This window comes from Sulfitobacter sp. (assembly GCF_036960155.1).
Taxonomy (GTDB): domain Bacteria; phylum Pseudomonadota; class Alphaproteobacteria; order Rhodobacterales; family Rhodobacteraceae; genus Sulfitobacter.
In genome coordinates this window covers 145,436-169,709 of sequence record NZ_JBALWB010000001.1, presented here as the reverse complement: position 1 = coordinate 169,709, position 24,274 = coordinate 145,436, and the positions used below count along the sequence as shown (strand labels likewise).

General features: G+C 54.3%; 22 protein-coding genes. 13 read left to right on the top strand and 9 right to left on the bottom strand.

From position 1 onward, the window contains the following. Nucleotides 1-53: 53 nt before the first annotated feature. Nucleotides 54-2,855, top strand: coding sequence for a DUF2339 domain-containing protein (locus V7775_RS00695; RefSeq protein WP_335749931.1), 2,802 nt, complete (start codon nucleotides 54-56; stop codon nucleotides 2,853-2,855). Between the two features lie 180 nt (nucleotides 2,856-3,035). Then, a complete protein-coding gene (gene ileS, locus V7775_RS00690) occupies nucleotides 3,036-5,939 on the top strand; it encodes an isoleucine--tRNA ligase (protein ID WP_335749930.1) in 2,904 nt (967 codons plus the stop codon). A 235-nt stretch (nucleotides 5,940-6,174) separates the two neighbouring features. On the opposite strand, the gene V7775_RS00685 is transcribed toward ileS, so the two are convergent. The 4 genes from V7775_RS00685 to V7775_RS00670 form a co-directional block, all read right to left on the bottom strand. After that, a complete protein-coding gene (locus V7775_RS00685) occupies nucleotides 6,175-6,531 on the bottom strand; it encodes a hypothetical protein (protein ID WP_335749929.1) in 357 nt (118 codons plus the stop codon). Nucleotides 6,532-6,681: 150 nt separating this feature from the next. Next, nucleotides 6,682-7,089 (bottom strand): hypothetical protein, encoded by a 408-nt coding sequence (locus V7775_RS00680; protein WP_335749928.1) that lies wholly within the window; start codon nucleotides 7,087-7,089, stop codon nucleotides 6,682-6,684. A gap of 391 nt (nucleotides 7,090-7,480) precedes the next feature. Then, the gene (locus tag V7775_RS00675) at nucleotides 7,481-7,951 is read right to left on the bottom strand and encodes a hypothetical protein (protein WP_335749927.1); all 471 of its coding nucleotides are present in this window, start codon (nucleotides 7,949-7,951) and stop codon (nucleotides 7,481-7,483) included. 419 nt (nucleotides 7,952-8,370) lie between these two features. Next, nucleotides 8,371-9,291, bottom strand: a complete 921-nt coding sequence (locus V7775_RS00670) for a hypothetical protein (protein ID WP_335749926.1) — start codon at nucleotides 9,289-9,291, stop codon at nucleotides 8,371-8,373. 834 nt (nucleotides 9,292-10,125) lie between these two features. Here V7775_RS00670 and V7775_RS00665 point away from each other — a divergent pair. Beyond that, entirely contained in the window at nucleotides 10,126-10,581 is a 456-nt protein-coding gene (locus V7775_RS00665) for a methylated-DNA--[protein]-cysteine S-methyltransferase (protein WP_335749925.1), read from the top strand. Here the strand turns inward: V7775_RS00665 and V7775_RS00660 are convergent. The 4 genes from V7775_RS00660 to fsa form a co-directional block, all read right to left on the bottom strand. Then, on the bottom strand, nucleotides 10,578-11,276 hold the full coding sequence (locus V7775_RS00660) for a CDP-alcohol phosphatidyltransferase family protein (protein WP_335749924.1): 699 nt from the start codon (nucleotides 11,274-11,276) through the stop codon (nucleotides 10,578-10,580). The genes V7775_RS00665 and V7775_RS00660 overlap by 4 nt on opposite strands. 46 nt (nucleotides 11,277-11,322) lie before the next feature. After that, nucleotides 11,323-12,261, bottom strand: a complete 939-nt coding sequence (locus tag V7775_RS00655) for a tyrosine recombinase XerC (RefSeq protein WP_335749923.1) — start codon at nucleotides 12,259-12,261, stop codon at nucleotides 11,323-11,325. Further along, nucleotides 12,258-12,965, bottom strand: coding sequence for a DUF484 family protein (locus V7775_RS00650; RefSeq protein ID WP_335749922.1), 708 nt, complete (start codon nucleotides 12,963-12,965; stop codon nucleotides 12,258-12,260). The genes V7775_RS00655 and V7775_RS00650 overlap by 4 nt, the downstream gene beginning before the upstream one ends. Before the next feature lie 264 nt (nucleotides 12,966-13,229). Further along, nucleotides 13,230-13,883: a fructose-6-phosphate aldolase gene (fsa, locus tag V7775_RS00645; RefSeq protein ID WP_335749921.1), complete on the bottom strand. Its 654-nt coding sequence runs from the start codon at nucleotides 13,881-13,883 to the stop codon at nucleotides 13,230-13,232. A gap of 128 nt (nucleotides 13,884-14,011) precedes the next feature. On the opposite strand from fsa, the gene V7775_RS00640 reads away from it, so the two are divergent. From V7775_RS00640 to V7775_RS00620, 5 genes are all read left to right on the top strand, one after another. Continuing rightward, on the top strand, nucleotides 14,012-16,195 hold the full coding sequence (locus tag V7775_RS00640) for a primosomal protein N' (RefSeq protein ID WP_335751040.1): 2,184 nt from the start codon (nucleotides 14,012-14,014) through the stop codon (nucleotides 16,193-16,195). Nucleotides 16,196-16,275: 80 nt separating this feature from the next. After that, nucleotides 16,276-17,508, top strand: coding sequence for an MFS transporter (locus V7775_RS00635; RefSeq protein WP_335749920.1), 1,233 nt, complete (start codon nucleotides 16,276-16,278; stop codon nucleotides 17,506-17,508). After that, nucleotides 17,505-18,896, top strand: coding sequence for an MATE family efflux transporter (locus tag V7775_RS00630; RefSeq protein WP_335749919.1), 1,392 nt, complete (start codon nucleotides 17,505-17,507; stop codon nucleotides 18,894-18,896). The genes V7775_RS00635 and V7775_RS00630 overlap by 4 nt, the downstream gene beginning before the upstream one ends. Further along, on the top strand, nucleotides 18,897-19,769 hold the full coding sequence (locus V7775_RS00625; protein ID WP_335749918.1) for a 50S ribosomal protein L11 methyltransferase: 873 nt from the start codon (nucleotides 18,897-18,899) through the stop codon (nucleotides 19,767-19,769). A gap of 111 nt (nucleotides 19,770-19,880) precedes the next feature. Continuing rightward, entirely contained in the window at nucleotides 19,881-20,228 is a 348-nt protein-coding gene (locus V7775_RS00620; RefSeq protein ID WP_335749917.1) for a hypothetical protein, read from the top strand. Nucleotides 20,229-20,401: 173 nt separating this feature from the next. Here V7775_RS00620 and V7775_RS00615 read toward each other — a convergent pair whose 3' ends face one another. Continuing rightward, a complete protein-coding gene (locus tag V7775_RS00615; RefSeq protein ID WP_335749916.1) occupies nucleotides 20,402-20,620 on the bottom strand; it encodes a DUF1127 domain-containing protein in 219 nt (72 codons plus the stop codon). 348 nt (nucleotides 20,621-20,968) lie between these two features. Here V7775_RS00615 and ruvC point away from each other — a divergent pair, with 348 nt between their 5' ends. Genes ruvC through ybgC form a run of 5 tightly spaced genes read left to right on the top strand, consistent with a single transcriptional unit; the run spans nucleotide 20,969 to nucleotide 24,256 of the window. Next, nucleotides 20,969-21,475 carry a crossover junction endodeoxyribonuclease RuvC gene (gene ruvC / locus V7775_RS00610; RefSeq protein WP_335751039.1) on the top strand — a complete coding sequence of 169 codons (507 nt, stop codon included), beginning with the start codon at nucleotides 20,969-20,971 and terminating at the stop codon, nucleotides 21,473-21,475. Then, complete coding sequence (gene ruvA, locus V7775_RS00605) at nucleotides 21,472-22,134, top strand: Holliday junction branch migration protein RuvA (protein ID WP_335749915.1); 663 nt, start codon at nucleotides 21,472-21,474, stop codon at nucleotides 22,132-22,134. The genes ruvC and ruvA overlap by 4 nt, the downstream gene beginning before the upstream one ends. Nucleotides 22,135-22,179: 45 nt before the next feature. Next, nucleotides 22,180-23,202, top strand: coding sequence for a Holliday junction branch migration DNA helicase RuvB (gene ruvB / locus V7775_RS00600; RefSeq protein WP_335749914.1), 1,023 nt, complete (start codon nucleotides 22,180-22,182; stop codon nucleotides 23,200-23,202). A gap of 41 nt (nucleotides 23,203-23,243) precedes the next feature. Beyond that, nucleotides 23,244-23,873, top strand: coding sequence for a hypothetical protein (locus tag V7775_RS00595; protein WP_335749913.1), 630 nt, complete (start codon nucleotides 23,244-23,246; stop codon nucleotides 23,871-23,873). After that, on the top strand, nucleotides 23,870-24,256 hold the full coding sequence (gene ybgC, locus V7775_RS00590; RefSeq protein WP_335749912.1) for a tol-pal system-associated acyl-CoA thioesterase: 387 nt from the start codon (nucleotides 23,870-23,872) through the stop codon (nucleotides 24,254-24,256). The genes V7775_RS00595 and ybgC overlap by 4 nt, the downstream gene beginning before the upstream one ends. Nucleotides 24,257-24,274 lie beyond the last annotated feature (18 nt).

Sequence of the window (24,274 nt, the reverse complement as noted above, 5' to 3'; positions counted from 1 at the left end):
GGTCCCGTTGTTACTGACGGGGATATTTCGAAATTTCTGACGGGACAAGTGGTATGGACGGAATATTGGTTGTTGTTGGGTTATTGGTGCTGGCCATTCCTGTGACGCTTATCGCGTTGATGATCGGTCTATCCAATTTGCGTAACCGGCTTAACCAGGCAGAAAGCAAAATCATCACCTTGCGTGATCAAGTTGATGCATTGCGCAAAGATGGCGTTGTCGTGCCAAAGACCGTTGATCTGCCCAAGACTATGCCTGTGGTTCAACCAAAAACCACTGAGAGTGTGTCGCAGGATGTCCTTCCGGCAGTGACCCGGTCAGTTCGTGAACGACCTCAGATTACGCCGCCGCCACTTGTTAAGTCTCGACCTCCTGAGCCTGCACCTCAAACGGTGCTGGATAAGGCGCTTTCCAATTTGGGGCCTTGGTTGCAGCAAAACTGGTTTTACGCTGTATCCGCCGCATCCCTCGCATTGGCGGGGATATTCCTTGTTCAATACGGGATGGAGAACGGCCTGTTGCCTCCGCGTGCGCGTGTTGCGGCGGGGCTGGCGTTTGGGGGGGCACTGATTGGTGTGGGTGAATTTATTCGCCGCAGGTTTGGCGATGGGGAACAATCAGCCACGGCTTACTTGCCATCCGTCTTTTCTGGCGCGGGAATTGTGACGCTATTCGGAGCAATCCTGTCTGCGCGGATGCTGTATGAATTGATTGGCGGCGGTTCCGCGATGATTGGCATGATTGCGGTTGCACTGATTGCGGTTGTTCTTGGATGGATGCATGGCCCGCTGCTGGTCGCTGTTGGTGTTATCGGCGCTTATGGAGCGCCGTTTATGCTGGCGGGCAGTGACGCTGATCCTAGCCCGTTGTTCGGGTATTACGGAATTGTTGCAGCGTTGGGGCTAGGTGTGGATACGATCCGGCGTTGGGACTGGATTTCGGCGCTTACGCTGGTCTTGGCCTATGTCATGGGCTTTGCCACGATGATGGGCGGGAATGTAACCGCGTGGACGGGTCAGCTCTATTTTGCAATGCTGCCGCTGCTTGCGATCCTCATTCCATCCCGCAGCTTGACGCCAGATCACGCAGGCCCACCAGCCTTGCTGGGCGTTCTTGGTCGCGTCACATTCGGGGCAAAGGACCGTGGCCTGACATGGCCTGCATTCCCGACACTGCTGGCGTTTGCCAGCGTGGCCGCAAGTTGCTTTATCTTGTTGGTTGCATGGAAATCCGGCGAATCTGAAATCTGGCTGAGCATGGGACTGCTTACAGTTCTGTCAGTCCTTTTGATCTCATGGTCAAATCGCGCACCAGCTTTGCAGGATGCAGCACTTCTACCTGCGCTGATTTTGTTGTTATCCGTATTCGCGCAGTCCGAAAATGGCAGCGAAACCTACACGGGCTTTACCCAGACTTATAGCGAAAGCCCCGAAGCGGGGTTTCCTTGGATCATCACCATATTGATCGCTATCGGTGTTTTGATCTCTGTTCTGGCGCTGTGGCGCGCATTGCGCGGCGGGCAGTTTGGCATGATTTGGGCTGTTGTAGCGGCTGTTTTTGCACCCGCATTGGCGATCGTGCTTGAGATGGGCTGGCAGCCCTCGGGCGTGATCGGTCCCTATCCGTGGGCGCTGCATGCCGCAGGTTTGGCCGCGCTGATGGTGCTTTTTGCAGAGCGGTTTGCCCCCGTAGACGGTCAAGAACGCCTGCGGGTTAGTTTTGCAGTGATGTCGGCCTTGGCCTGTATGGCGTTTGCCTTTGTGATTGTGCTGAGCTCGGTTGCCTTGACGGTAGCGCTGGCTGTGACCGTTGTTGCGGCAGCGGTGCTTGATCGCAAATGGAATCTGCCCCCTTTAAGCTGGTTTATTGCGGTGGGTGTTGTGACGCTTGGCTATCGTTTGGTTGTTGATCCGGGACTGGAATATGGTGCTGAGGGGCCGTTGGTGGGTGTTTTGGTTGCCTATGTCGGTACGTTGTTGGCGTTTGTTGCATCGTTGTGGATGCTGCGTCCTCTTACGCGTCCAACTGCGCAGGTAATGTTGGATTCTGCGGCGTGGTCGACCGCGGGGCTAACCCTTAGCTTGCTGATATTGCGTTGGATCGAAAGTTCCGTTGGCGCGGGCTATGTCGATACCCATTGGAGCCTTGGGCTAAACGCGGCGATCTGGCTGGGGCTTGCACTGGCACAGGTGCAGCGCAGCGAAGGGCGCACCGCTGGCCTGTTGGACAAGGTGCGGTGGGCCTTGGCATGTGTGTTTGGTTTGATCGGTGGTGGGGCGCTGTTGAGTGCATTGATTGTAGAGAACCCGCTGTTCCGTCACGGTTTAACCAGTCACGTGTATGGCCCGATAGTGTTTAATACGTTGGCTGCTGCATACTTAATTCCAGCGTTGGTGTTATTGTTGGGGGCTTGGCGGCTTGTCCGTATCGACACCCGCCTGCGTTTAGCAGCTGCGATCACTGGAGGTGCTCTTGTTGCGTTTTGGGCGCTTATGGGGGTTCGCCACTTCTGGCAGGGCGGCGCGGCCATGAACCTTGATTTCAACGTCTCCCAAGCAGAGCAGTACACCTATACGATTGTGTTGCTCGTGCTGGGCGCTGGCCTGTTCTATCAGTCGCTGGCCCGCAAATCGGCATCCATTCGCAAGGCGGGGCTGGTGGTGATCGGGCTTGCCGTGGCCAAAGTGTTCCTGATCGACATCAGCGATCTGGATGGCCTCACGCGGGTGTTCTCATTGTTGGTACTGGGTCTGTCGCTTGCGGGGCTTGCGTGGCTCAACCGCTGGGCGCAGGACCGCGACCGCGAACAGGGCGATGTAGCGGCATCCCCGCCCGAATTACCAAGCCAAGACTAAGACGCGCTTGCCCCCTTGGGGGCAGGTGCCTATAAGCCTCGTCAAGATGACAGCCTACCTGATCATACAACGAATTACTTCCCCGGCGCTCGGCCAATCCTGAGCCGCCGGGCCAAGGTGTTTGAGCCTCTCGCACCGACCCCAAATTTTTGACATAACCGACCACAAAGGACGCCAGACATGTGCGCCGAGACCCCAGAATATAAATCTACCCTTAGCTTGCCAAAGACTGACTTTCCGATGCGCGCGGGCCTTCCCAAGCGCGAGCCAGCATGGCTGGAGCGCTGGAAAGAGATGGGCATCTATGATCGTCTGCGCGAAAAGGCCAAGGTGGAAACACGTGAACCCTTTACGCTGCATGACGGCCCTCCCTATGCGAACGGGCATCTGCACATCGGTCACGCGCTGAACAAAACCATCAAAGACATGATCGTGCGCAGTCACCAGATGATGGGCCGCGACGCGCGCTATATCCCGGGTTGGGATTGCCATGGCCTGCCGATTGAGTGGAAAATCGAAGAGCAGTACCGCAAAAAGGGCCGTGACAAAGATCAGGTTCCGATCAATGAATTCCGCGGCGAATGCCGTAGCTTTGCAGCGGGCTGGGTTGATATCCAACGCGAAGAATTCAAGCGTCTTGGCATTCAGGGGAACTGGGAAAAGCCCTACCTCACAATGGACTTCCACGCCGAACGTGTGATCGCCGAAGAATTTATGAAGTTCCTCACCAACGGTACGCTGTATCAAGGCTCCAAGCCAGTGATGTGGTCGCCTGTTGAGCAGACCGCATTGGCCGAGGCCGAAGTCGAGTACCACGACAAAGACAGCTTCACGATCTGGGTGAAGTTCAAAGTTGTTGGTGGTGGTGATCTGGAAGACGCGCAAGTTGTTATCTGGACAACAACACCGTGGACCATGCCGTCTAACAAAGCCGTCGTTTACGGCGCGGGTATCTCTTACGGTCTTTACGAGATCACCGAGACACCCGAAGAGTGCTGGGTGTCTGTGGGCGACCGCTATCTGTTGGCTGACAATCAGGCTGCGGATGTTATGGGCCGCGCACGCCTAGAGGACGGCCAGTGGGCCCGTGTCCGTGATGTGACTACCGCAGAACTCGAAACCATCAGCCTCAAACACCCGCTGCATGGCGTAGAGGACGGCAATGGCGAATGGGATGATCTGCGTGATTTCCGTGCGGCTGACTTTGTGACCGATACGGATGGCACGGGTTTTGTACATTGCGCACCAAGCCACGGTTTGGATGAATATGACCTATACCGCGAATTGGGCATGTTGGAGCAGGTGATCACTTATAACGTGAACCCTGATGGCCGTTTCCGCGATGATCTGCCGCTGTTTGGCGGCAAGGCGATCCTCAAGCCGAACGGCAAAGAGGGCAACGCCAACGCGGCAGTGATCGACAAGCTGGTCGAAGTTGGCGGTCTGTTGGCGCGTGGCAAGATCAAACACTCCTATCCACACAGCTGGCGCTCCAAGGCACCCGTTATCTATCGCAACACGCCCCAGTGGTTTGCAGCGATTGACCGCCCCGTGGGCGACGGGCAGGACACATTCGGCAAGACAATCCGCGAACGTGCATTGACCGAAATCGACAACGTCAAATGGACACCGAAATCAGGCCGCAATCGCCTGCATGCAATGATGGAGGCACGTCCTGATTGGGTGCTGTCGCGTCAACGCGCATGGGGTGTTCCGCTGACCTGCTTCACCCTCAAAGGCAAGCTTCCGACAGATGCAGATTTCCTGCTGCGCAACGATGATGTGAACAAACGCATTGTTGAGGCGTTTGAAATCGAAGGTGCGGATGCATGGTACGAAGAGGGCGCCAAGGAGCGCTTCTTGGGCGGTATCGTAAACCCTGATGACTATAATCAGGTTGTGGACATTTTGGATGTCTGGTTTGATTCCGGTTCCACACACGCGTTCACTTTGCGTGACCGCGAAGACGGGTCCGAGGATGGCATCGCTGACGTTTACATGGAAGGCACCGATCAACACCGTGGTTGGTTCCACTCATCCTTGTTGCAGTCGGTTGGCACAACGGGACATGCGCCTTACCGCAATGTGATTACGCATGGGATGACATTGGATTCCAAGGGCTTCAAGATGTCCAAATCCATCGGCAACACGATCGTTCCTGAAAAGATCATCCAGCAGTACGGTGCCGATATCTTGCGTCTCTGGGTGGCTCAAACGGATTACACGACCGATCAGCGTATCGGGGACGAAATCCTGAAAGGCACATCAGACAGCTATCGCCGGCTTCGCAACACCATGCGTTACATGCTTGGGTCGCTCCCTGACTTTGACGCGTCCAAGGCCGTTAAGGTAGAGGATATGCCCGAATTGGAGCGCCTGATGCTTCACAAACTGGCCGTGCTGGATGATGTTGTGCGCAAAGGGTACGCGGCGTTTGATTTCCAAGGCGTGTTCCGCGCAATCTTTGAATTTGCTACGCTTGATCTGTCATCGTTCTACTTCGATATCCGCAAGGATGCGCTGTATTGTGATGGGGACACGCCACGCCGTCTGGCTGCGCTGACCGTTCTGGATCACTTGTATGCACGCCTGACCACGTGGTTGGCACCAATCTTGCCGTTCACGATGGAAGAGATCTGGCTGCAGCGCAATGGGGAAGAGACCTCTGTGCATTTGGTGGATTTCCCGCAAACGCCAGACAATTGGCGTGACGATGCGCTGGCTGCGCGTTCTGAAACCGTACGTGCGGTGCGCCGTGTTGTGACTGGTGCGCTCGAAGAGCAGCGCACAGCCAAGGTCATCGGGTCCTCCCTTGAGGCCGCACCAACCGTGTACCTCTCGCCAGAACTTGCAGCGGTTATCACCAACCGCGAAACATTTGCGGATCTGTGCATCACAAGCCAGATCACGGTTGTTGAAGGCGAGGCACCAGAGGGTGCATTCACATTGGATGATGTGATCAACGTCGGCGTTGTCTTTGACAAAGCGGACGGGGAAAAATGTGCACGGTGCTGGAAGGTGCTGCCAGACGTTGGCACACATACCCATGAAGCTGTCTGTGCACGTTGTGATGCAGCCATCTAAGGCATAACCTAAGACTGAATTTTGAAAAGGGGCGGGTTCAATACCGGAGCCATTCCGAGTTATAGGACACGGGCGGTGATTTTCCTCACCGCCCGTTACTTGTTTGGGTCCTTGCTTGTCGTGATATTGAGCTTCGTTTCTGGACCTGCCCCAGCAAACTAAGATCTTATTTTTGCGCGTGCCGTATGGAATGCAGATAAAGGCGGAATTTTAACTCCAAAGCCCCCTCAAAATTTCAATAAAATGGCTCTTCTTTGATTTCTGACGCTGCGACGGGAATGCTGTATCCGAACTTGAAAATTGTCTCATTAACCACATTGTGAAACCACGAAGGGGCATAAGGCGAGATGACAACTTTCTGAATGAGATCGTTGAGATCACAGGGCATTAAAAATCCGTCTAATGAGTTTTCCAAGTCGTTTGGCAAATCTGCCCTAACTTCCCTCTCGTGAGCAAGGGACGAGCGCTTGCGGTAAATCCGTTGATCTCCAGCCGCAAAGTGTTTTGTAAAATCAATGTAGTGGACCTTACCAATGATTGCGTTCTGTTCGTTCCTGCTTGCACCCCACAAACGCGTGACATTTGTCTTCACTGCAACGCCTGGTGCGCCCGGAGAACAGTAAATCCTCCATAGAGCTTCAGACTCCACATTGTTCATGTGCCAACAGCTAACGAGCAAGTCTCTTGCTCCAGCATATGCCGCCTTGAGTTGATGAAGCAGTCGATCAGATTCCTGATCAACTTAATCCTCTGACTTTTTAACGGGCGGAAATCCGGCGGGAGGGGTTACGACCGCGTCCTTGAAGAAGCTCAAATAATGCTGGTTCCACGTAATCTCCCGCGAAGAGATGCCCGCTGCCTCCTCAAACGGATCACTAAAATCGGAAGCCCGAGTGAAATATAACCCGCCCTGCTGCAACATTGCTACGAACTTCGAAAAATCCATATAGCGCCATATTGCTTGGGTTTCGTCTACGGACAAATCGAGTGTCCCGGTCCAGTAAACTGGCGTTGCTAATTCCTTCAAGGCATCAGAGCAATCAGCGCAAGTGACAAGTGGAGAATTCCCACTACCGTAGCCTGCAAATGCAGGGCGCTTTTCTTCAATAGTTTTACCGCAGATACTACAACGATTGTATCGTTGGGTCATGATGCGCCTTAGTTCGTTTGAAATTTTACCAGAAGATTGCAACCGGCTAAAAAATATCCTTGTCTGCGTCCTCAAAGTTAATATCGCTCATGTTATACCTCCATGCTTTTTCGAATATTTATGCACCTTACCGAACGAAACCGACTACAGGATAGTGGATCAACACAGTATGCTGACAGCCCCGTATATTCTGGGACAAACTACCTTCTTTGGAGCTTTGCCCACATCGGCGTTCGGTGAAAAAGCCACGGTTGATAGAGGATTCGTGAGAGATTCGGTAGGTAGGGGCGATCATCTCGCCTGAGATCCTTTTTCTCTTTCGGCGAGGATGCAGCCATTTCGGAACCTGGATCATTCTGAGTGTTGTCTTGCGATGTTCTGGCAGCGGCATTTACAGCTGCTTCGTCAGCGGCCCGCTTTCTTGGCGCTGACGAAGTGAGCACGCCCATCCGCATCGCAGGTGTGGTACGTTTTGGTTGAGTTGCGCGCCGAAGAGGCTCAAATATTTTTGGTTCGTTCCCAGCACTACAAGCTGTCTCATACGAGGCTTCATATTGCCACCGCCGACGCCTTCTAAGCCGCTTTCCTCAGCAGAATCGACTGGAGGCTGATAGGTTCGCCAATCAAAAAAGTTGTAATGAACACGCCATATGTTCATCAATGCGATCAGCATCCGAGGACTATAGGCGGCAGCATTGATGTAGCTCAGGCCATTTCTCGCGCTACGGCCGCAAGCCCGCTGGATGATGCTGACCCGCTCACGGATAGCGTTCATGTAGGTCGAAATCGGCTGAAGTGTTGCCATTAGAACGCGGCGTGTAATAGCCGCCCGAAAATCCGGGTCGGTGATTTGATCATTCATACCCAACCTCCGATAAACTTTCCGGTAGCGTGGCGAGAGGATCGGAAACCCGACTTTCTTATCTATCTCATTTGCTGCTTGGACTGGACTGCTGATCCACAAACTTGGAAAGAAACTGAAGCAAAGTTTGACCCTGGCCATCGATTGACATTACCATTTGCTGCCTTACGAACTGCAGGCTTTAGGTTCGCGGATGCCCAGCTTGCTAACCCGTCCCAATGCTCAAGATTCGGATGCATATTCCTCCAGTTTCGAAGACTGTCACGGGACTCTGCCTGTCGGGTCTCAATCAAGCCTATGGATGGTTTCTTGTTAAATCCAACCACTGCCCACTCAAAACGATCGGCGAGTATCTCTTTTCGGAAAATGTGCGGCACCACACGTGCCATCGCGGCTTCCTGTTCTCCGACAAGCGTGATTTATCCTGATGGAACCATCATCTTGAGACAGGACAATGAAGCAGCTTTGGTGAAGGTATCACGCGTCATAATGCCGTTGAAACTGTTCCTGCTGTCCCGCTCGTGCTCGACGAAATTGAACCAATGTTCGCGCAGGTATTCGATTTTGTCAGTGCGTTTATTTGTTTGGTTTATGGCCTGATATGCTTCATTCGTCAGGGCTTTCGCCTTTGCGTCGAGAGCCTTTTCAGTGCGGCTAACAAAGTGTCGAAGCTGCTTCTCCGCAGCCGCGAAGAGCGCGGGCTCGTCGAAGCGTCCGGTCGGTCGCTGGAAGTGCATAAGCGGGGCAGTGAAGGTTCCGTCAGAATTTTGGTATTGCTTGCCGAGGGTCACGCTTTTGGCAACTCCGAAATAGGCGTCCTCCACGACCTCAAGAGGATCAACCGTAGGATCAAAGTCGACATCACAACGGAACACATATCCCGATTTGATGTCGGCACTTACTGCGCAGTTCGATTGGGTACTCTTCCGGTCAATTTTAGCCTGCCAGTTGACCCCAACACTGATGCCATCTTGGGTGATCCGAGAATGCGTGTAAGGTTTCCCGTTCTTGACCGCTTGTTTTTCGACGCGCTTTCGCCATTGCGTAAGCTGTGCCTTTTCATAGGCTAGCAATGCCCGATCGAGCCAGAAAATTCGGTCATAAAGTCGGGACATTCCCGGTTCAGCTTCACCCCTTGGGCTGCGGAGGATGCGTCGCATATCGTGGATACTGGCGCCATTGGCGATCATCGTGAGTATTTGAATATTTTTATCGCGCTTCTTCTGGCGTCGGTGATCGCTGGTAACGGTGAAACGAGCTCCGGGAAGACCCTTGCAGGGTTTGTGGATGACCCGGACAGAACGGGCCCGAGACTCAGAACCCTTTTTATGCCCAACCATCCGAGTCGGGTTCCCATTCGCTCCGTTGAAGGCAAACTCATGGGGTGCCTCCAAATAGCTGGTTCCACAATTTCCACTAATGGGGCCTACGAGGGCACCGTTCTGGGTGAGCAGACGGTTCCGCTCTTCCTCGAAGGCATCGTTTGTAAGTAACTAAGTTTGCACATTGCATTCCGAGTTTCCTCGAAGATGTTGGCACACGAGAACCCTGCCGTCATTCCAGGCCCTAGGGTTACCTTCAAGCTCGAACGCGTCCGTCTCACGATGGGATGCCTCGTCGCTGTCAGACATAATTTTGTAGCGCCCAACACCCTTTGCGATGGAGGGGTCGGACATAGCAGCCCTAAGCCGCTTCTCCGCAGCCCCACGACCCACAAGTGAGTGTATCGTGGGTGCAGGTTCGATTCCGTAGTTCCCATAGTCGGGGTCGCCGCAGCAGTTCATATTTGTATCACCCGATACTCGGGGGTATATTTGAGCAAGCGAAAGGTTTGGGAGACTTTGCATTCCGTTCGGTCCTTTGGTCCGTTTCGTCAAGAGCTTGCTCACTAATAATGTTGGCCAAAGCGGCTAGACGCGAAATTTTTAATGACACAAAATGATGCCACTCAGGGGAAGTTTGAACTTCCCGTGAGTATGCGCCTTAAATGCTAAGATTTCGACGAAATTTAGGCGTAAAAACAAAGCCTGCCAGCGTTTCAGCTGACAGGTTTTAGAAGTCTATGTCCTACAGTACGGAATGGCTCCTTCAATACTGGCCCCTTTTTCTATTCCTTGGAGGATTTTATCATCATTCGGATTGAGTGGTGAACGCACAGCGCGCATACTCAAGATATGAAAACATGCACCGTAGCCACACAATTTGGCGATTTGATCCTCACGCAAGAAGGTGACCACATAACCAAGCTTGATTGGGGAAAGGCGGCCAATGAGGACAGTACTGAGGTTTTAGATGAAGCGCGCCGCCAGTTGGTTGCTTATGACGCGGGAGAGCTGGAGGTGTTTGATCTGCCGCTTCAGGTCAAGGGAAGTGAGTTTCAGCGCGCTGTTTGTGCTGCAATGTCAGCGATCCCTTTTGGCGATACCTGTACTTACGGCGACATCGCCAAACAGTTAGGCGCGCCTGCGCAGGCAGTGGGTGGTGCGTGCGGCGGAAACCCGATTCCCGTCATCATCCCGTGCCACCGCGTTATGGGGGCAAAGGGACTTACGGGGTTTTCAGGTGCAGGTGGGGTTGAAACCAAAGTTGCACTGCTACGTCATGAAAAAGCAGGTGGTTTTCTGATTTAGATATCAGCGCCATCATACATGATTTGCTGCGCAACACCGGCGAAGATAAGATAGATTGAGGTCACAACTAAACCCCACGCTGCCCAACTTTCTGGATGAAAATTCACCAAGGCAGCCCAACCGGCAAAGAATGTCCATGCCAAGGCCATTGGCAATGTGACGTTGCGCCAACGCTCGGTACGGACTGGGTGCACAAATTTCAGCGGGATAAACATGGTGATGGCGAGGAATGTCACCAGCACAAGGCTGATGTGCCACGGAATGTTTAGGGCAAAGATGACCAGCACCAGCATGTTCCAGCATCCGGGAAAACCAGAGAATGAATTGTCTTTTGTTTTCATGCGCGTATCGCAAAAATACATCGCGCTGGCAAAGGTGACAATGATCAGCATCAACCAGCCGCTCCATCCGTCCATTCGGCCTGATTGGAATAGGGCAAACGCAGGGATGAAAACGTAGGTGAGATAATCAATGATCAGATCAAGAAGCACGCCGTCAAACTCCGGAGCGTTTGTTTTGACGTTATATCTACGCGCCAACGGCCCATCGATGCCATCCACAAAGAAGGCCACAACCAGCCAGAAAAACATGATGTCATAATTTTCTTGAACGGCGGCCAACATGGCCAGCATGGCAAAAACCGCGCCTGTGGCGGTGAGGAAATGAACAGCGAGCGCTTTTTGTTTGATTGTCATACGGGATGTCTCGCAAATCAAAGAGGCAGATGCAAAAGGAAAAGCGTCATGCGCGGGGATGGGCGCGGTTATACACTTCCATCAAGCGCACAGTATCCACGGCCGTATAAGCTTGAGTGGTGGAAAGAGACGCGTGGCCTAACAATTCTTGGATTGCGCGCAAATCACCACCTGCATCTAGCAGATGGGTGGCAAAGCTGTGGCGCATTGCATGCGGTGTTGCACTAGCGGGAAGGCCCAGTTGCATACGGGCATTTGCCATCACTTTTTGGATTACGCCAGCGGATAGGCCGCCGCCACGTACGCCGCGGAAAAGCGGCTCGTTTGATTGGTGTGGATGCGGGCATGCCCGCAGGTAGGCATCAACGGCGTTACGTGCAGCTGGTAAGACAGGAACAACCCGTTCCTTTCCGCCTTTACCAGTGATCCGCAAAACATCGGGCAACGGCGCATCGGCCCCCGTCAAACCCAAGGCTTCGGAAATACGCAGGCCACATCCCCAGAGTAACGTCAGCACAGCCACATCGCGTGAAGCGACCCAAGGATCACGGCCTTGCGTCTCGACGCAGTCGATCAATTCACGCGCCGCATCAATGGCCAGCGGGCGGGGGAGTTTTTTTGTGAACTTAGGGGAGCGCGTGGCCAGAACGGCGGTGGGTTCAAAACCCTCACGCTCTGCCAGCCATCGATAGAACGCTTTTACAGCGGATAATTTGCGCGCAAGGCTGCGCGATCCCACATCGGCGTTGCGCGTCTGGGCCATCCACGCGCGCATGTCACTTACCGTGATTTTGGCAAGCGCACCAAGGCCTTGGGTCTGGCCGTGATGCACGCTGATAAACGCCAGGAATTCGGTTACGTCGCCGCGATACGCCGTCAGGGTGTTTTCTGCCGCCCCTTTGAGGGCACGCTGATGATCTAACCACGTCTGCAAAGCGTCCCGCGCAGCGGGAGAGATGGCAAGGGTATCTGGTATGTCGCTCAAGACAGCCAGCGGCGCATGGTCCGCTCGAATACACCTGTAAAGAACATCAACAGATCTGTTCCTTGCTGAGGGCCAAACATATGCGGGTCCTCGGCGCCCATTACCAACATGCCGGGCAGGCGACCTGCGCCAAAGTCCAGCTTGAGGCATGCTTCAGAACGAATCCATTCAGCGTTAGGGCCGTAGATGGTTTCGGATGCATCCTGAACCGAACGCAAGGTAACCTGACGCACTGCGCCGCCGCGTCCTTGGCTAAGGTAGCTGTCGATAAATCCGGGCTCTGCCACGCTTAGGACTTCGCCAAGGCGCTGCACGGCGGGGTCAGTATCGTTCTGGACAGATTCGAGAACCAGCTTGACCGCATCAACGCGCAAAATCTCGGCAACATCGCCACCAAGGTCCCGCAGGAAGGTTTCAAATTCAACCGGATCAAGCATGCGTAGAATCGCGCGGTGGATCTGGTTGGTGCCAGCAAGGTTTTCATATGCGGCTGCAATAACGCTACGGTGGGTGTCTTCGAGACGGTCAAGGCGCGTCTCAAGGCGTTCCATCGCGATTCCGCGTAGGTCGACAATATTGCCGCCCATGGCTTTCTCGTTTGCGGCAATCAGCGCCTGCATGACATCGTTGTCGTCCAGAATCACATCTGGTTGCGAAATGATCGCTTCGCGCAGGGCGTCTTCAATTTTTGGGCTGCTGCTCATGCTGCTCTCGTCTTGTTTTGAAGTTCTATACCACGGCAGATTTTGATTTTCTGCTCTTTTTTGCTGACTTAATAGGCAATCGTGCCAAAAATGCCGTTTCAGGGGAGGGCATCATGCCCATTCCCCTGATTTTATCGATTTGTATGTCCTAACGTCAGCCTATGGAAAAACAGCAAACAAATGTGCCTTTACCGATATTCCCCCTGACCCCAGAGCAGCTGCGTGCGCTGCTGGGATCAAAAGGCTGACGAAGTTCTGCAGTAATTACAGGATGTTTTGACCGGTTTTCGCCCAGTCTTTCATGAACTGCTCAAGACCTTTGTCGGTCAGCGGGTGTGTTGCTAGCTTGCGGATCACTTCTGGTGGCGCTGTCATCACGTCGGCACCAACAAGGGCGCATTCACGCACATGGCCAACCGTGCGGATGGATGCCGCAAGGATCTGTGTTTCATAACCATAGTTGTCATAGATGGTGCGGATGTCTTCGATCAGGTCCATGCCATCAATGTCGATGTCATCCAAACGGCCGATGAATGGTGAGATGAATGTGGCGCCCGCTTTTGCGGCCAGCAACGCTTGATTGGCTGAGAAACAAAGGGTCACGTTGACCATTTTGCCTTCGCCTGACAGTACTTTACACGCTTTCAGGCCGTCCCAAGTAAGGGGCAGCTTGACGGTGATGTTCTCGGCGATCTCGGCCAGCTTGCGGCCTTCTGCGATCATCGCGTCTGCTTCCATGGCGACCACTTCGGCAGAAACGGGGCCGGAAACGATGCTACAGATTTCTTTGGTGACTTCCATGATGTCACGGCCTGATTTCAGAATCAGTGAGGGGTTGGTTGTAACCCCGTCGACCATTCCCAGATCGTTCAGCTCGGCAATGTCTTTGATCTCGGCGGTATCTACAAAAAATTTCATATCTGGTCCTTCACGGTTGGAATGGGGCGCAGGGCGGTTATGTTGGGCACAAGTTGTTGGCTTGTCTTCAAGGACGCTGATAGCCCTCGTTCCCCTCAGGCGCAAGGAAGCCTCGTTTGTCTCAGCAGATGTTCTTTGACGAAGGTACGCTGGTCGCGGTGCTGACAACACAGCCGCTGGACCGCGCACTTGATTATAAAGCTCCCGAAGGCGGTTGCCAGTTGGGTGCGTTCGTTGAGGTGCCTCTGGGCCCGCGAAAAGTGATCGGTGTGGTGTGGGGCGCTGGTAAAGGCGATTTTGACTATAACAAGGTGCGCTCGGTTATGCGGGTTTTGGATGCGGCCCCAATGCGCGCAGAAATGATGTCGTTCCTTGAGAAATCCGCAGCCTACACGTTAACAGCACTCAGTTCGATGTTGCGGCTTACAACGCGTGCGCCGGGTTTGGGTGATCCGCCATCGATGCAACGAATCTATCGCCGGGGTGAGGGCGAGCCGGACCGCGTGACCGCAGCGCGCACAAAAGTGCTGGAAACTCTCAGCGAATATGGTGATTTGTCCTTTACCCTAAAGGAACTGGCAGAACTGGCGGGGGTGACCTCATCCGTGATCAAGGGATTGGTTAAACAAGGCGTTGTGCATGAAGAAGAAAGCCCGCGCGACTTGCCATTCCAGCGGCTGGACCCTGATTTGCCCAGCAAAGAGCTGACAGAGGATCAGGCCAATGCGTCTGAGATACTGGCAGCGGCGGTGTCGTCAGGCGATTACGGAACCACATTGCTGCGCGGTGTGACCGGGTCAGGCAAGACCGAAGTTTATCTAGAGGCGGTTGCAGCGGCATTGCGTGCGGGGCGTCAGGCGCTGGTACTACTGCCCGAGATCGCCTTGACGTCTGAGTTCCTCACACGGGTTGAGGCACGTTTTGGGGCGAAACCTGCCGAGTGGCATTCAGGCGCGACAATGACCGAGCGGCGGCGCATTTGGCGGATGGTAGGGCAGGGGCAGGCACAGCTTGTGATCGGCGCGCGCTCTGCGTTGTTTTTACCCTACCAGAACTTGGGTTTGGTAGTGGTCGATGAAGAACACGACACGTCCTACAAACAAGAAGAGGGCGTTCTGTATAATGCGCGGGACATGGCGGTGTTGCGGGCGTCGATTTGTGGCGCACACGTTGTGTTGGCATCGGCGACCCCTTCATTGGAGTCATGGGCCAACGCGCAAGCTGGTAAATACACCAAGCTAGAGCTAACTTCGCGGTTTGGTCCTGCGGTGATGCCAACGATGGGCACAATCGATATGCGCGCCGAGGGGCTGCCGTCGGATCGATGGGTCTCACCCAAGCTAAAGGCCGAAGTGGATTTGCGGCTTGAGCGCGGCGAGCAGGCGATGTTGTTCATCAACCGCCGTGGCTATGCACCCGTGACCCTGTGCCGTGCATGCGGACATCAAATTGCATGTGACCATTGCGATGCGCGCATGGTCGAGCACCGCTTTCTCAAACGTCTTGTCTGTCACCAATGTGGTGAGAGTAAGGAAATGCCAACCGTCTGCCCCTCGTGTGAGGCCGAAGATAAACTGGCACCCGTTGGTCCCGGCGTTGAGCGTTTGGGCGAAGAAGCCACCGCGCTTTGGCCTGATGCGCGTATAGCAACGCTTAGCTCTGACATGTACGGCTCGGCTCGTGCGCTCAAGGCTGAGATCGCAGGTATTGCGCAGGGCACAGCAGATATTATCATCGGCACGCAATTGGTTGCGAAGGGGCATAACTTTCCCAAGTTAACCCTAGTTGGGGTCATTGATGCAGACCTTGGGTTGATGGGCAGCGATCTGCGCGCAGCAGAACGTACGTTCCAATTGATGCGGCAGGTGGCGGGGCGTGCGGGGCGTGCCGAGGCACCGGGCACGGCGTTGTTACAAACCTATCAACCGGATCATCCCGTGATACGTTCCATTCTGGCGGGTGACGAAGAGGGGTTTTGGAAAGCCGAGGCAGGTGAGCGTAAGCAGGCTGGTATGCCGCCCTATGGGCGTTTGGCGGGAATTATCCTTAGCGGGCCGGACATGGCGGCGGTGTTTGATGCAGGCAACCAACTTGCGCGCAATGATCGCGTCTTGCGGGATGTTGGTGCACAGGTTTATGGGCCAGCACCAGCACCTATTGCGCGGGTGCGTGGACGCCACCGCGTTCGGCTTTTGGTGAAGGCAGATAAAGGCGTGGCGTTGCAGCGCGCGCTCAGCATTTGGGTCAGCCAGATCAGGCTAAAGGGCGACCTGCGCCTTGCCGTTGATATTGATCCGCAAAGCTTTTACTAGCGCTATCCGTGACATGGCTGCACAGTAAATGTGCAGCAATACCTATCGCCTTTGCCAAAAAGCAGGCGTAGAGCTTGCGTATGATAGATTTTCTCACCCTCGATGATGCCAAAGATCAACCGTTCTGGCGGCGTCCCATAACGCTCTTGTTTGTGATGGCTTTGGCCATGCCGATTGCGTTTTTCACGTGGTATGCGCTGCTCAATAACTTTGTAAATGAAGTGGCGCAATTTGACGGTGCGGACATTGGCCTGCTGCACACCATTCGTGAAATTCCTGGGTTCTTATCGTTTCTGGTGATTTTTCTGATCATCGCTGTGCGCGAGCAGGTTCTTGGGCTGGTTTCTCTGATTATGCTGGGTGCGGCGACTGCAGTGACAGCGTGGTTCCCTCAACTTACGGGGATCATGATCCTGACATTCCTAAGCTCTGTCGGGTTTCATTATTATGAGACGGTGAACCAATCTCTGCAGCTGCAATGGCTGCCAAAAGACCGCGCGCCGCAAATCATGGGATGGCTCATGGCGGCGGGATCTGCGGCGACATTCTGCGTGTATTTCGTTATCATGATCCTGTGGGAGCCCTTGGGCCTAACCTATAATATCGTCTTTATGGCGGGTGGCGGTATCACGATGGCATTGGCGTTGTTCGCGCTGCTGGCCTATCCGCAATACGAAAGCCCGCATCCGCAAATCAAACGGCTGGTCCTGCGCCGCCGCTATTGGCTGTATTATGCGCTGCAATTCATGGCTGGCGCGCGGCGTCAGATTTTTATGGTCTTTGCTGGGTTTATGATGGTCGAAAAATTCGGCTTTGCTGTGCATGAGGTTGCGGGGCTGTACCTGATTAATTTGGTGCTGAACATGTTGATCGCACCGATGTTGGGCAAGATCGTCGCGCGTTTCGGTGAACGCCGTGCGCTGTTGTTTGAATACGCAGGGTTGGTGTTTGTGTTCCTGTCTTACGGCGGTGTTTACTTCTTTGATTGGGGTTTTCAGGTTGCCGCAGTTCTTTATGTTCTAGATCACATGTTCTTTGGCCTCGCATTGGCGCTCAAAACCTATTTCCAGAAAATTGGCGCACCAGGTGATATGGCCCCAACAGCGGCTGTGGCATTTACAATCAACCACATCGCGGCCGTGGTTTTGCCTGTGTTGCTAGGCCTGTTGTGGCTGGTTTCACCTGCGGCTGTGTTCATACTTGCGGCTGGCATGGCATCGGTTTCGTTTATGTTGGCGACCTTTATTCCGCGCCATCCTGAAGCTGGTAATGAGACGGTGTTTACATCCCGCGTGGCGCAGGCAGCGGAATGAGCGGGCAGGGTCGGTTTTTAACTGGCTCTACCCTCGGTCATGTTGTGCGAATGACCGCGACTGGGGCGCTGGGCATCACGTTTGTGTTCGTCGTGGATGCGGCGAACCTATTGTGGGTTTCCCAGCTAGGTGACAAGCAACTGGTCGCGGCTATCGGCTTTGCCTATGCGGTTCAGTTCTTTTCCGTCTCTGTAGCCGTTGGACTGATGATCGCTGCAACGGCGGTGGTGTCCCGTTCGATCGGGGGCGGCGACAGAGAAAAGGCGCGTCGTCAGGCGGGTGCCGCTGTTGTCATTTCCGCCTGCACTTTGGCTGTTGTGGCTGCGTTGATTGTGGGGCTGCGTCATAAATTGGTCGGCTTTGCCGGAGCAGAGGGCGAAACCGCGCGGTTGGCTGCACGCTATTTGGCCATCACAATCCCTTCGCTTATCCCGATGTCTGCGGCTTTGGTCATGTCGGGCACATTGCGTGCCGATGGATTTGGCGCAAAGGCGATGTACATCACGCTGATTGCGGGTGTTGTACTGCTGATCATTGATCCGTTCTTCATCTTTTATATGGGTTGGGGGTTGGACGGTGCCGCGATTGGATTGGTGCTGTTCCGCTTTGCGCTATTGGCGTTGGCGATATGGTTTGCCATCTATGACCTGCACCTGATTGATCGTCCTCGCCTGAGCACGTTGCGCAACATTGGTGCACCTTTTGTCGCTGTTGCTATTCCTGCCATTGCAACCCAGATGAGCACGCCAGTGGGAAACTACCTTTTGACCATCGTGATCGCTCCCTTTGGGGATGATGCGGTGGCGGCATGGGCTGTTGTTGGGCGGTTAACAGTAGTTGTGTTTGGCGGCATCTTTGCACTGTCAGGTGCCATCGGTGGGATATTTGGCCAGAACTTCGGCGCAGGTAAGCTGGACCGCGTGCGCAGCACCTACCGCGACGCGCTGATTTTCTGTCTCCTATATACGCTTGTCGCATGGGGGCTGTTTGTAGCCGCGGTACCCTATGTCATCGCAGCATTTGATTTGTCAGGGCAGGGCGCAGATGTTTTGAATGCCTTTGCCGTGATCGGCGTGGGCGGCTTTATCTTCTTTGGGGCGTTGTTTGTGTCCAACGCCGCTTTCAACAACTTGGGCAAACCCGGACGTTCGACAATGGTGAACTGGATCAAAGACGGCGTGCTGAGCCTGCCTGCCGCGCTTTGGTTCTCAGGAATGTTTGGTGCAGCTGGCGTGATCTATGGCCAAGCGGCTGCAGGGATCACTGTTGGCGCGCTGTCCGCACTGTGGGGATGGTTCTACGTGAAAGGTTTGCGGGCAGATGACGCAGCCCTTGACCCTAGCGCGCCAGCCCCATACCCGAACCTAGATAGACACAGGAGCCGATAAATGCCCACTTTCACAGCGCTGACGACACTCACAGGCCGCGATGCCGCCTATAAACTGGGCGAAGCGATGGAAGACCTGACGCCAGAACCCACAGGTGTAGGTGTGTTCGAGGTCGAAGACGGCTCTGGTCTGTGGGAAGTGGGCGGCTATTTTGAAGCAGCCCCTGATGAAACCGCTCTGGCGCTGCTGGCAGCTGCAATGGATGCAAAGAGCTTTGTAATCTCCGAACTACCGGAAACAGATTGGGTGGCCCATGTGCGCCGTGAACTGGCCCCTGTCGAGGCTGGGCGGTTTTTCGTCTATGGATCACACGATGCGGATAAAGTGCCTGCCGACTGCGAACCGCTGCTGATTGAGGCTGCGATGGCCTTCGGCACCGGGCACCACGGCACCACGTTGGGCTGCCTGAATGCGCTGGACCGTTTGGCAAAGGACGGCTTTGTTGGACGCCGCGTTGTGGATATCGGCTGCGGTACTGCCGTTTTGGCGATGGGTGCTGCGCGCATCTGGGCAGATACTGTGCTTGCCTCCGATATTGATGAAGTCGCGGTTGATGTGGCGCGCGCCAATGTTTTGGCAAATGATCTGGAGGGGCGGGTTACCTGTGTTGAGGCTGCTGGCTTTGATCACCCTGCTTTGGCCGATGCTGCGCCCTTTGATTTGGTGTTCGCGAACATCCTAAAAGGCCCATTGATTGCGCTGGCACCGGACATGGCAGGTGTCATGGCATCAGAAGGCTACGCGATTCTGTCAGGTCTCCTGAAAGAGCAGGCGGATGAAGTTATCGAGGTTTATGCACGTTCTGGCATCAATCTACACCACCGCGAAAGCATTGGTGACTGGACGACGTTAGTGCTTCGGAAAATGAACTAAGTTTAACCCTATTTGTGGTGAATTGGCCTTAATTGCCCCATTTCTGCCACATTCTATGAATAAAAATTGAATCAACAACGGTGGGGGCTGTTGTTGAGAGAGACCGATGCCATGGTTTACACCAGAGAAGATTTTCACGCCCGTGTTGGAAGCGTAGACAAAGCCCAATCGCGCCTCGTGCGTCGTGGCTACACCACACGGATCGACAAAAACGGCCTAATCATTGCGAAGCCAAAAAAGATGCGCTTGCGCTTTCCCGTTAAGGGAATTCTGGTAATGGTCCTTAGCTTTTTCTGCCTTAAGGCATTGATGCTTTCCGCAAATGGTCCTGATACATATCAGGACCGCCTTGCCACTCTTCAAAATGGTACTGTTGTTGAAGCAATGGGTGCCCGTGTTCTGGGCATCGATCCAGCGACGCAATTTATCGCGGATAAGATAGGCCCACTCTTTCGGTAAGGCCTGATTACCTCTGTGGTGGGCCTTCCGGGGGGAGGGGCTACCGCAGAGTTTTCTTATAAGTGTTTTCTCTCACACAAATGAAAAAGGACACACCCAGTGAATACTGGGTGTGTCCTTTTTTTATATCAACGCTGGTAGTGCAGTCGGCGCGTTGCCGCGCCTACTGCTGCTTAGCGGATGAAGTTGCTACGTGCTACATCTTCGATGTCGCCACGCGACAAACCGATGTCTGTCAGCTCACGGTCTGTCAGTTTGGAAAGCGCTTTGTTGGTGATGCGTGCGTCATTCCATGCAGATGCTGCGTGAGCCATTTCGGCTACAAAAGCGATTGCGCGGTTTGTAAATGATGCAATGTCATATGTGGTGCGAGTGGAGTTAAAAGTTGCCATTGGAGCCGTCCTTCTTTTTTGTTTATGTTGTGCTGAATTCTTCAGCGTTCTGATGTCCAGATAGGCAGAGTTTGAATTTCCCGCAAGAGATGGGATTGCACACCTGATATGCAATTTCCGCATAGCTGAAAATGATCCTGAAACACCTTTAATATATGGCAAAAATGCGCCTATCTGAACGTCGCAATTCGCATTTTTGATGTCGCGATTGCTGCATTGCAGCACATAACGTTGTTTTGCGACATCTGGGGTGTCGGAATTGTGCGGATTAATGAAACATGTAGGCAATGTTCGCGTTTCGTGCTACTGCATCCAAAAAGCAACAATATTGAGGGTGACAGGTAAGTGATAAGGGTAATCGGCATTGATCCAGGCCTGCGGAACATGGGTTGGGGAATCATTGATGTGGCGGGAAGTAAGTTAAGCCATGTCGCAAATGGTATTTGTCACTCGGATACTGGCGTTGAACTGGCCGAACGGCTGTTGACGCTGCATGCGCAGCTCACTCGTGTTTTTACAACATACCGCCCACAGACGGCAGCCGTTGAGCATACTTTTGTAAACAAAGACGGTGTTGCCACGCTCAAATTGGGGCAGGCGCGCGGGATTGCGTTGCTGGTGCCAGCGCAGATGGGGTTGAGTGTGGGGGAATATGCCCCCAACAATGTTAAAAAGACCGTTGTAGGTGTTGGTCATGCGGACAAAGGGCAGGTGGCCCATATGGTGCGTATGCAACTGCCTGGCGTTCACCTTGAAGGGCCTGATGCGGCTGATGCATTGGCTGTTGCGATTACACACGCACATCACGGCGGTGCGTCCAGTTTTGCCGCAGCAGTTGCAAAGGCAAGCGCATGATTGGGAAGCTCACAGGCAGGATCGAATATCGCGCACTTGATCACGTATTGATTGACGTGCGCGGCGTTGGGTATCTGGTGTATTGTTCCGAACGAACACTCGCAGGATTGCCAGCCGTCGGTGAGGTTGCGGCAGTATATACCGATCTGCTGGTCCGCGAAGATTTAATGCAGTTGTTTGGCTTTACCACTTTGGCCGAGAAAGAATGGCATCGCTTGCTGACTTCTGTTCAGGGGGTTGGAGCGAAAGCGTCACTGGCGATCCTTGGGGCGTTAGGGCCAGATGGCGTGGGCCGTGCCATTGCACTGGGGGATTGGAACGCTGTGAAGGTCGCCAAAGGTGTTGGGCCAAAAATTGCACAACGGGTTGTGCTGGATCTCAAAGATAAGGCACCGTCGATGATGGCCATGGGTGGCACTGTCGCCGAAGCACTGGGGGATCAAGACGCCGAAGTGATTGAGGCACCAATAAAGCGCAAAGCGCCTGCACCTGCGCCAAATGCCTCTGCACAATCCGAAGCCTTGTCGGCCTTGTCCAATCTGGGCTACGGACCAGGGGATGCTGCGGGCGCTGTTGCGCAAGCGGCTGGTGAAGCACCTGATGCAGAAACGCCAAGCCTCATTCGTGCGGCGTTGAAACTTCTGGCTCCTAGAGAGTAATGTGCGCACAACGTGCCCCTGTAGGGTACTTGGCTTGGGGACAGCATGATTGACAGTGATCCGATAGTGCGGCCAGAGGGCATGCCCGAAGATTTTGACCGCGCATTGCGTCCGCAGATGCTGGATGAATTTGTCGGCCAAGCTGGCGCGCGCGCCAATCTCAAGGTTTTTATACAATCCGCTAAACAGCGCGAAGAGGCGATGGATCATACGTTGTTCCATGGCCCTCCGGGGCTGGGTAAGACGACGTTGGCGCAAATCATGGCACGTGAGTTGGGTGTTGGCTTTCGCATGACGTCTGGTCCGGTGCTGGCGAAAGCAGGTGATCTGGCCGCGATCCTCACTAACCTTGAGGCACGCGATGTGCTGTTCATCGACGAAATTCACCGTCTGAACCCCGCCGTTGAAGAAGTGCTTTATCCCGCGCTTGAGGATTTTGAGCTGGATCTGGTCATCGGCGAAGGGCCAGCCGCGCGCACAGTGCGCATCGAGCTGCAGCCCTTTACGTTGGTTGGGGCCACCACGCGGATGGGTTTGCTGACAACGCCGTTGCGCGATCGTTTCGGCATTCCAACGCGTCTGGAATTTTATACCGAAGATGAGTTGTTTATCATTGTTGAGCGCAATGCGCGTAAACTGGGTGCCCCAGCGGATGAGGGCGGCGCCCGCGAGATTGCCAAACGCGCCCGCGGTACGCCGCGTATCGCAGGCCGCTTGTTGCGCCGCGTTGTGGATTTCGCAGTTGTTGAAGGCGACGGGCGTGTCACACGTGCCTTGGCTGATATGGCGCTCACGCGGCTTGGCGTGGATCATCTGGGGTTAGACAGCGCAGACCGCCGTTACCTGCGGCTGATCGCTGAAAACTATCAGGGCGGTCCAGTGGGCATTGAAACGATGTCCGCTGCTTTATCCGAGGCCCGCGATGCATTGGAAGAAGTGATAGAACCGTTCCTGTTGCAGCAGGGCCTGATCCAACGTACCCCGCGTGGGCGCATGTTGGCGCAAAAAGCATGGGTGCATCTGGGCATGCGACCGCCAAAGCAGGACGTTGACCTGTTCGGTGGATGAGGCGCGTTTATGGCGTGGCCAAATAATAGGACGATTGAGTAATGGAACCTGAACAGATTGAAGCGCTGTTTACACGCGAAGACGGACAATTTGTATTTGCAAGGTGGGGGCGCCCGATTGCGCCCGTAGTATTCGGTGTTCAGGAAGAGACGCTTGAGGTTGTCAAAGGCGCGCTTGAGGCTGTCACGGCTTTGGCTGGTCATAAGATGGCCGAGACGGACATGGAGTTGGGGTCAAACCTGATGGTGTTCTTCTTTTCAGAATGGTCCGAACTGCTGGATGTGACTGGTATGGAACGTCTGGTCCCTGACTTGGCCACATTGGTGGGTAAGCTCACAAAGGTAGACGCCAACCAGTACCGCTTTTTCCGTTTTGATGAACAGGGCGCGATCAAAGCCTGCTTTGTGTTCCTGCGGATGGATGAACACCTAAGCGAAATACCTGCACAGACATTAGCGCTGAGCCAGATTGTGCAATCCTACCTGTTATGGTCCGACACAGCGTTCAAGGATCAATCGCCATTGGCCATTGCCGGAGACAACACAATCTTGCGCCCCGATGTGGCTGGTCTTATCCGCGCGGCCTATGATCCTGTCATGCCTGCCGCCGCAAACGACAGCAGTCATGCGTTGCGCCTATTCGCGCGCATGCAAGCGGGAGAGGTCCAATGATCCACCGCAAAGAAATTCGCGTCTATTATGAAGACACCGACATGGCGGGGATCGTCTATTACGCCAATTACCTGCGTTTCATCGAACGTGCGCGCAGTGATTGGGTCCGTGAAGTAGGCATTGATCAGCTTGCGATGAAAGAAGCGGGCGTTGTATTCGCCGTGCGCCGTGTTGAGGCCGATTACGTCAGCCCCGCGCGTTTTGATGATATTTTAGAGGTGCGCACAACGCTTGATAGCCTCAGTTCTGCGCGCATGGTCATGGCGCAAGAAGTCTGGCGCGGGGACGTCCTGATCTTCACTGCAAAGGTGCTGATTGTCTGTATTGGAGCCAGTGGAAAACCCGTCAGACTTCCAGCGGAATGCCGCCTGCTGGAAACGTGATTGGGCGGGGGCACGCTT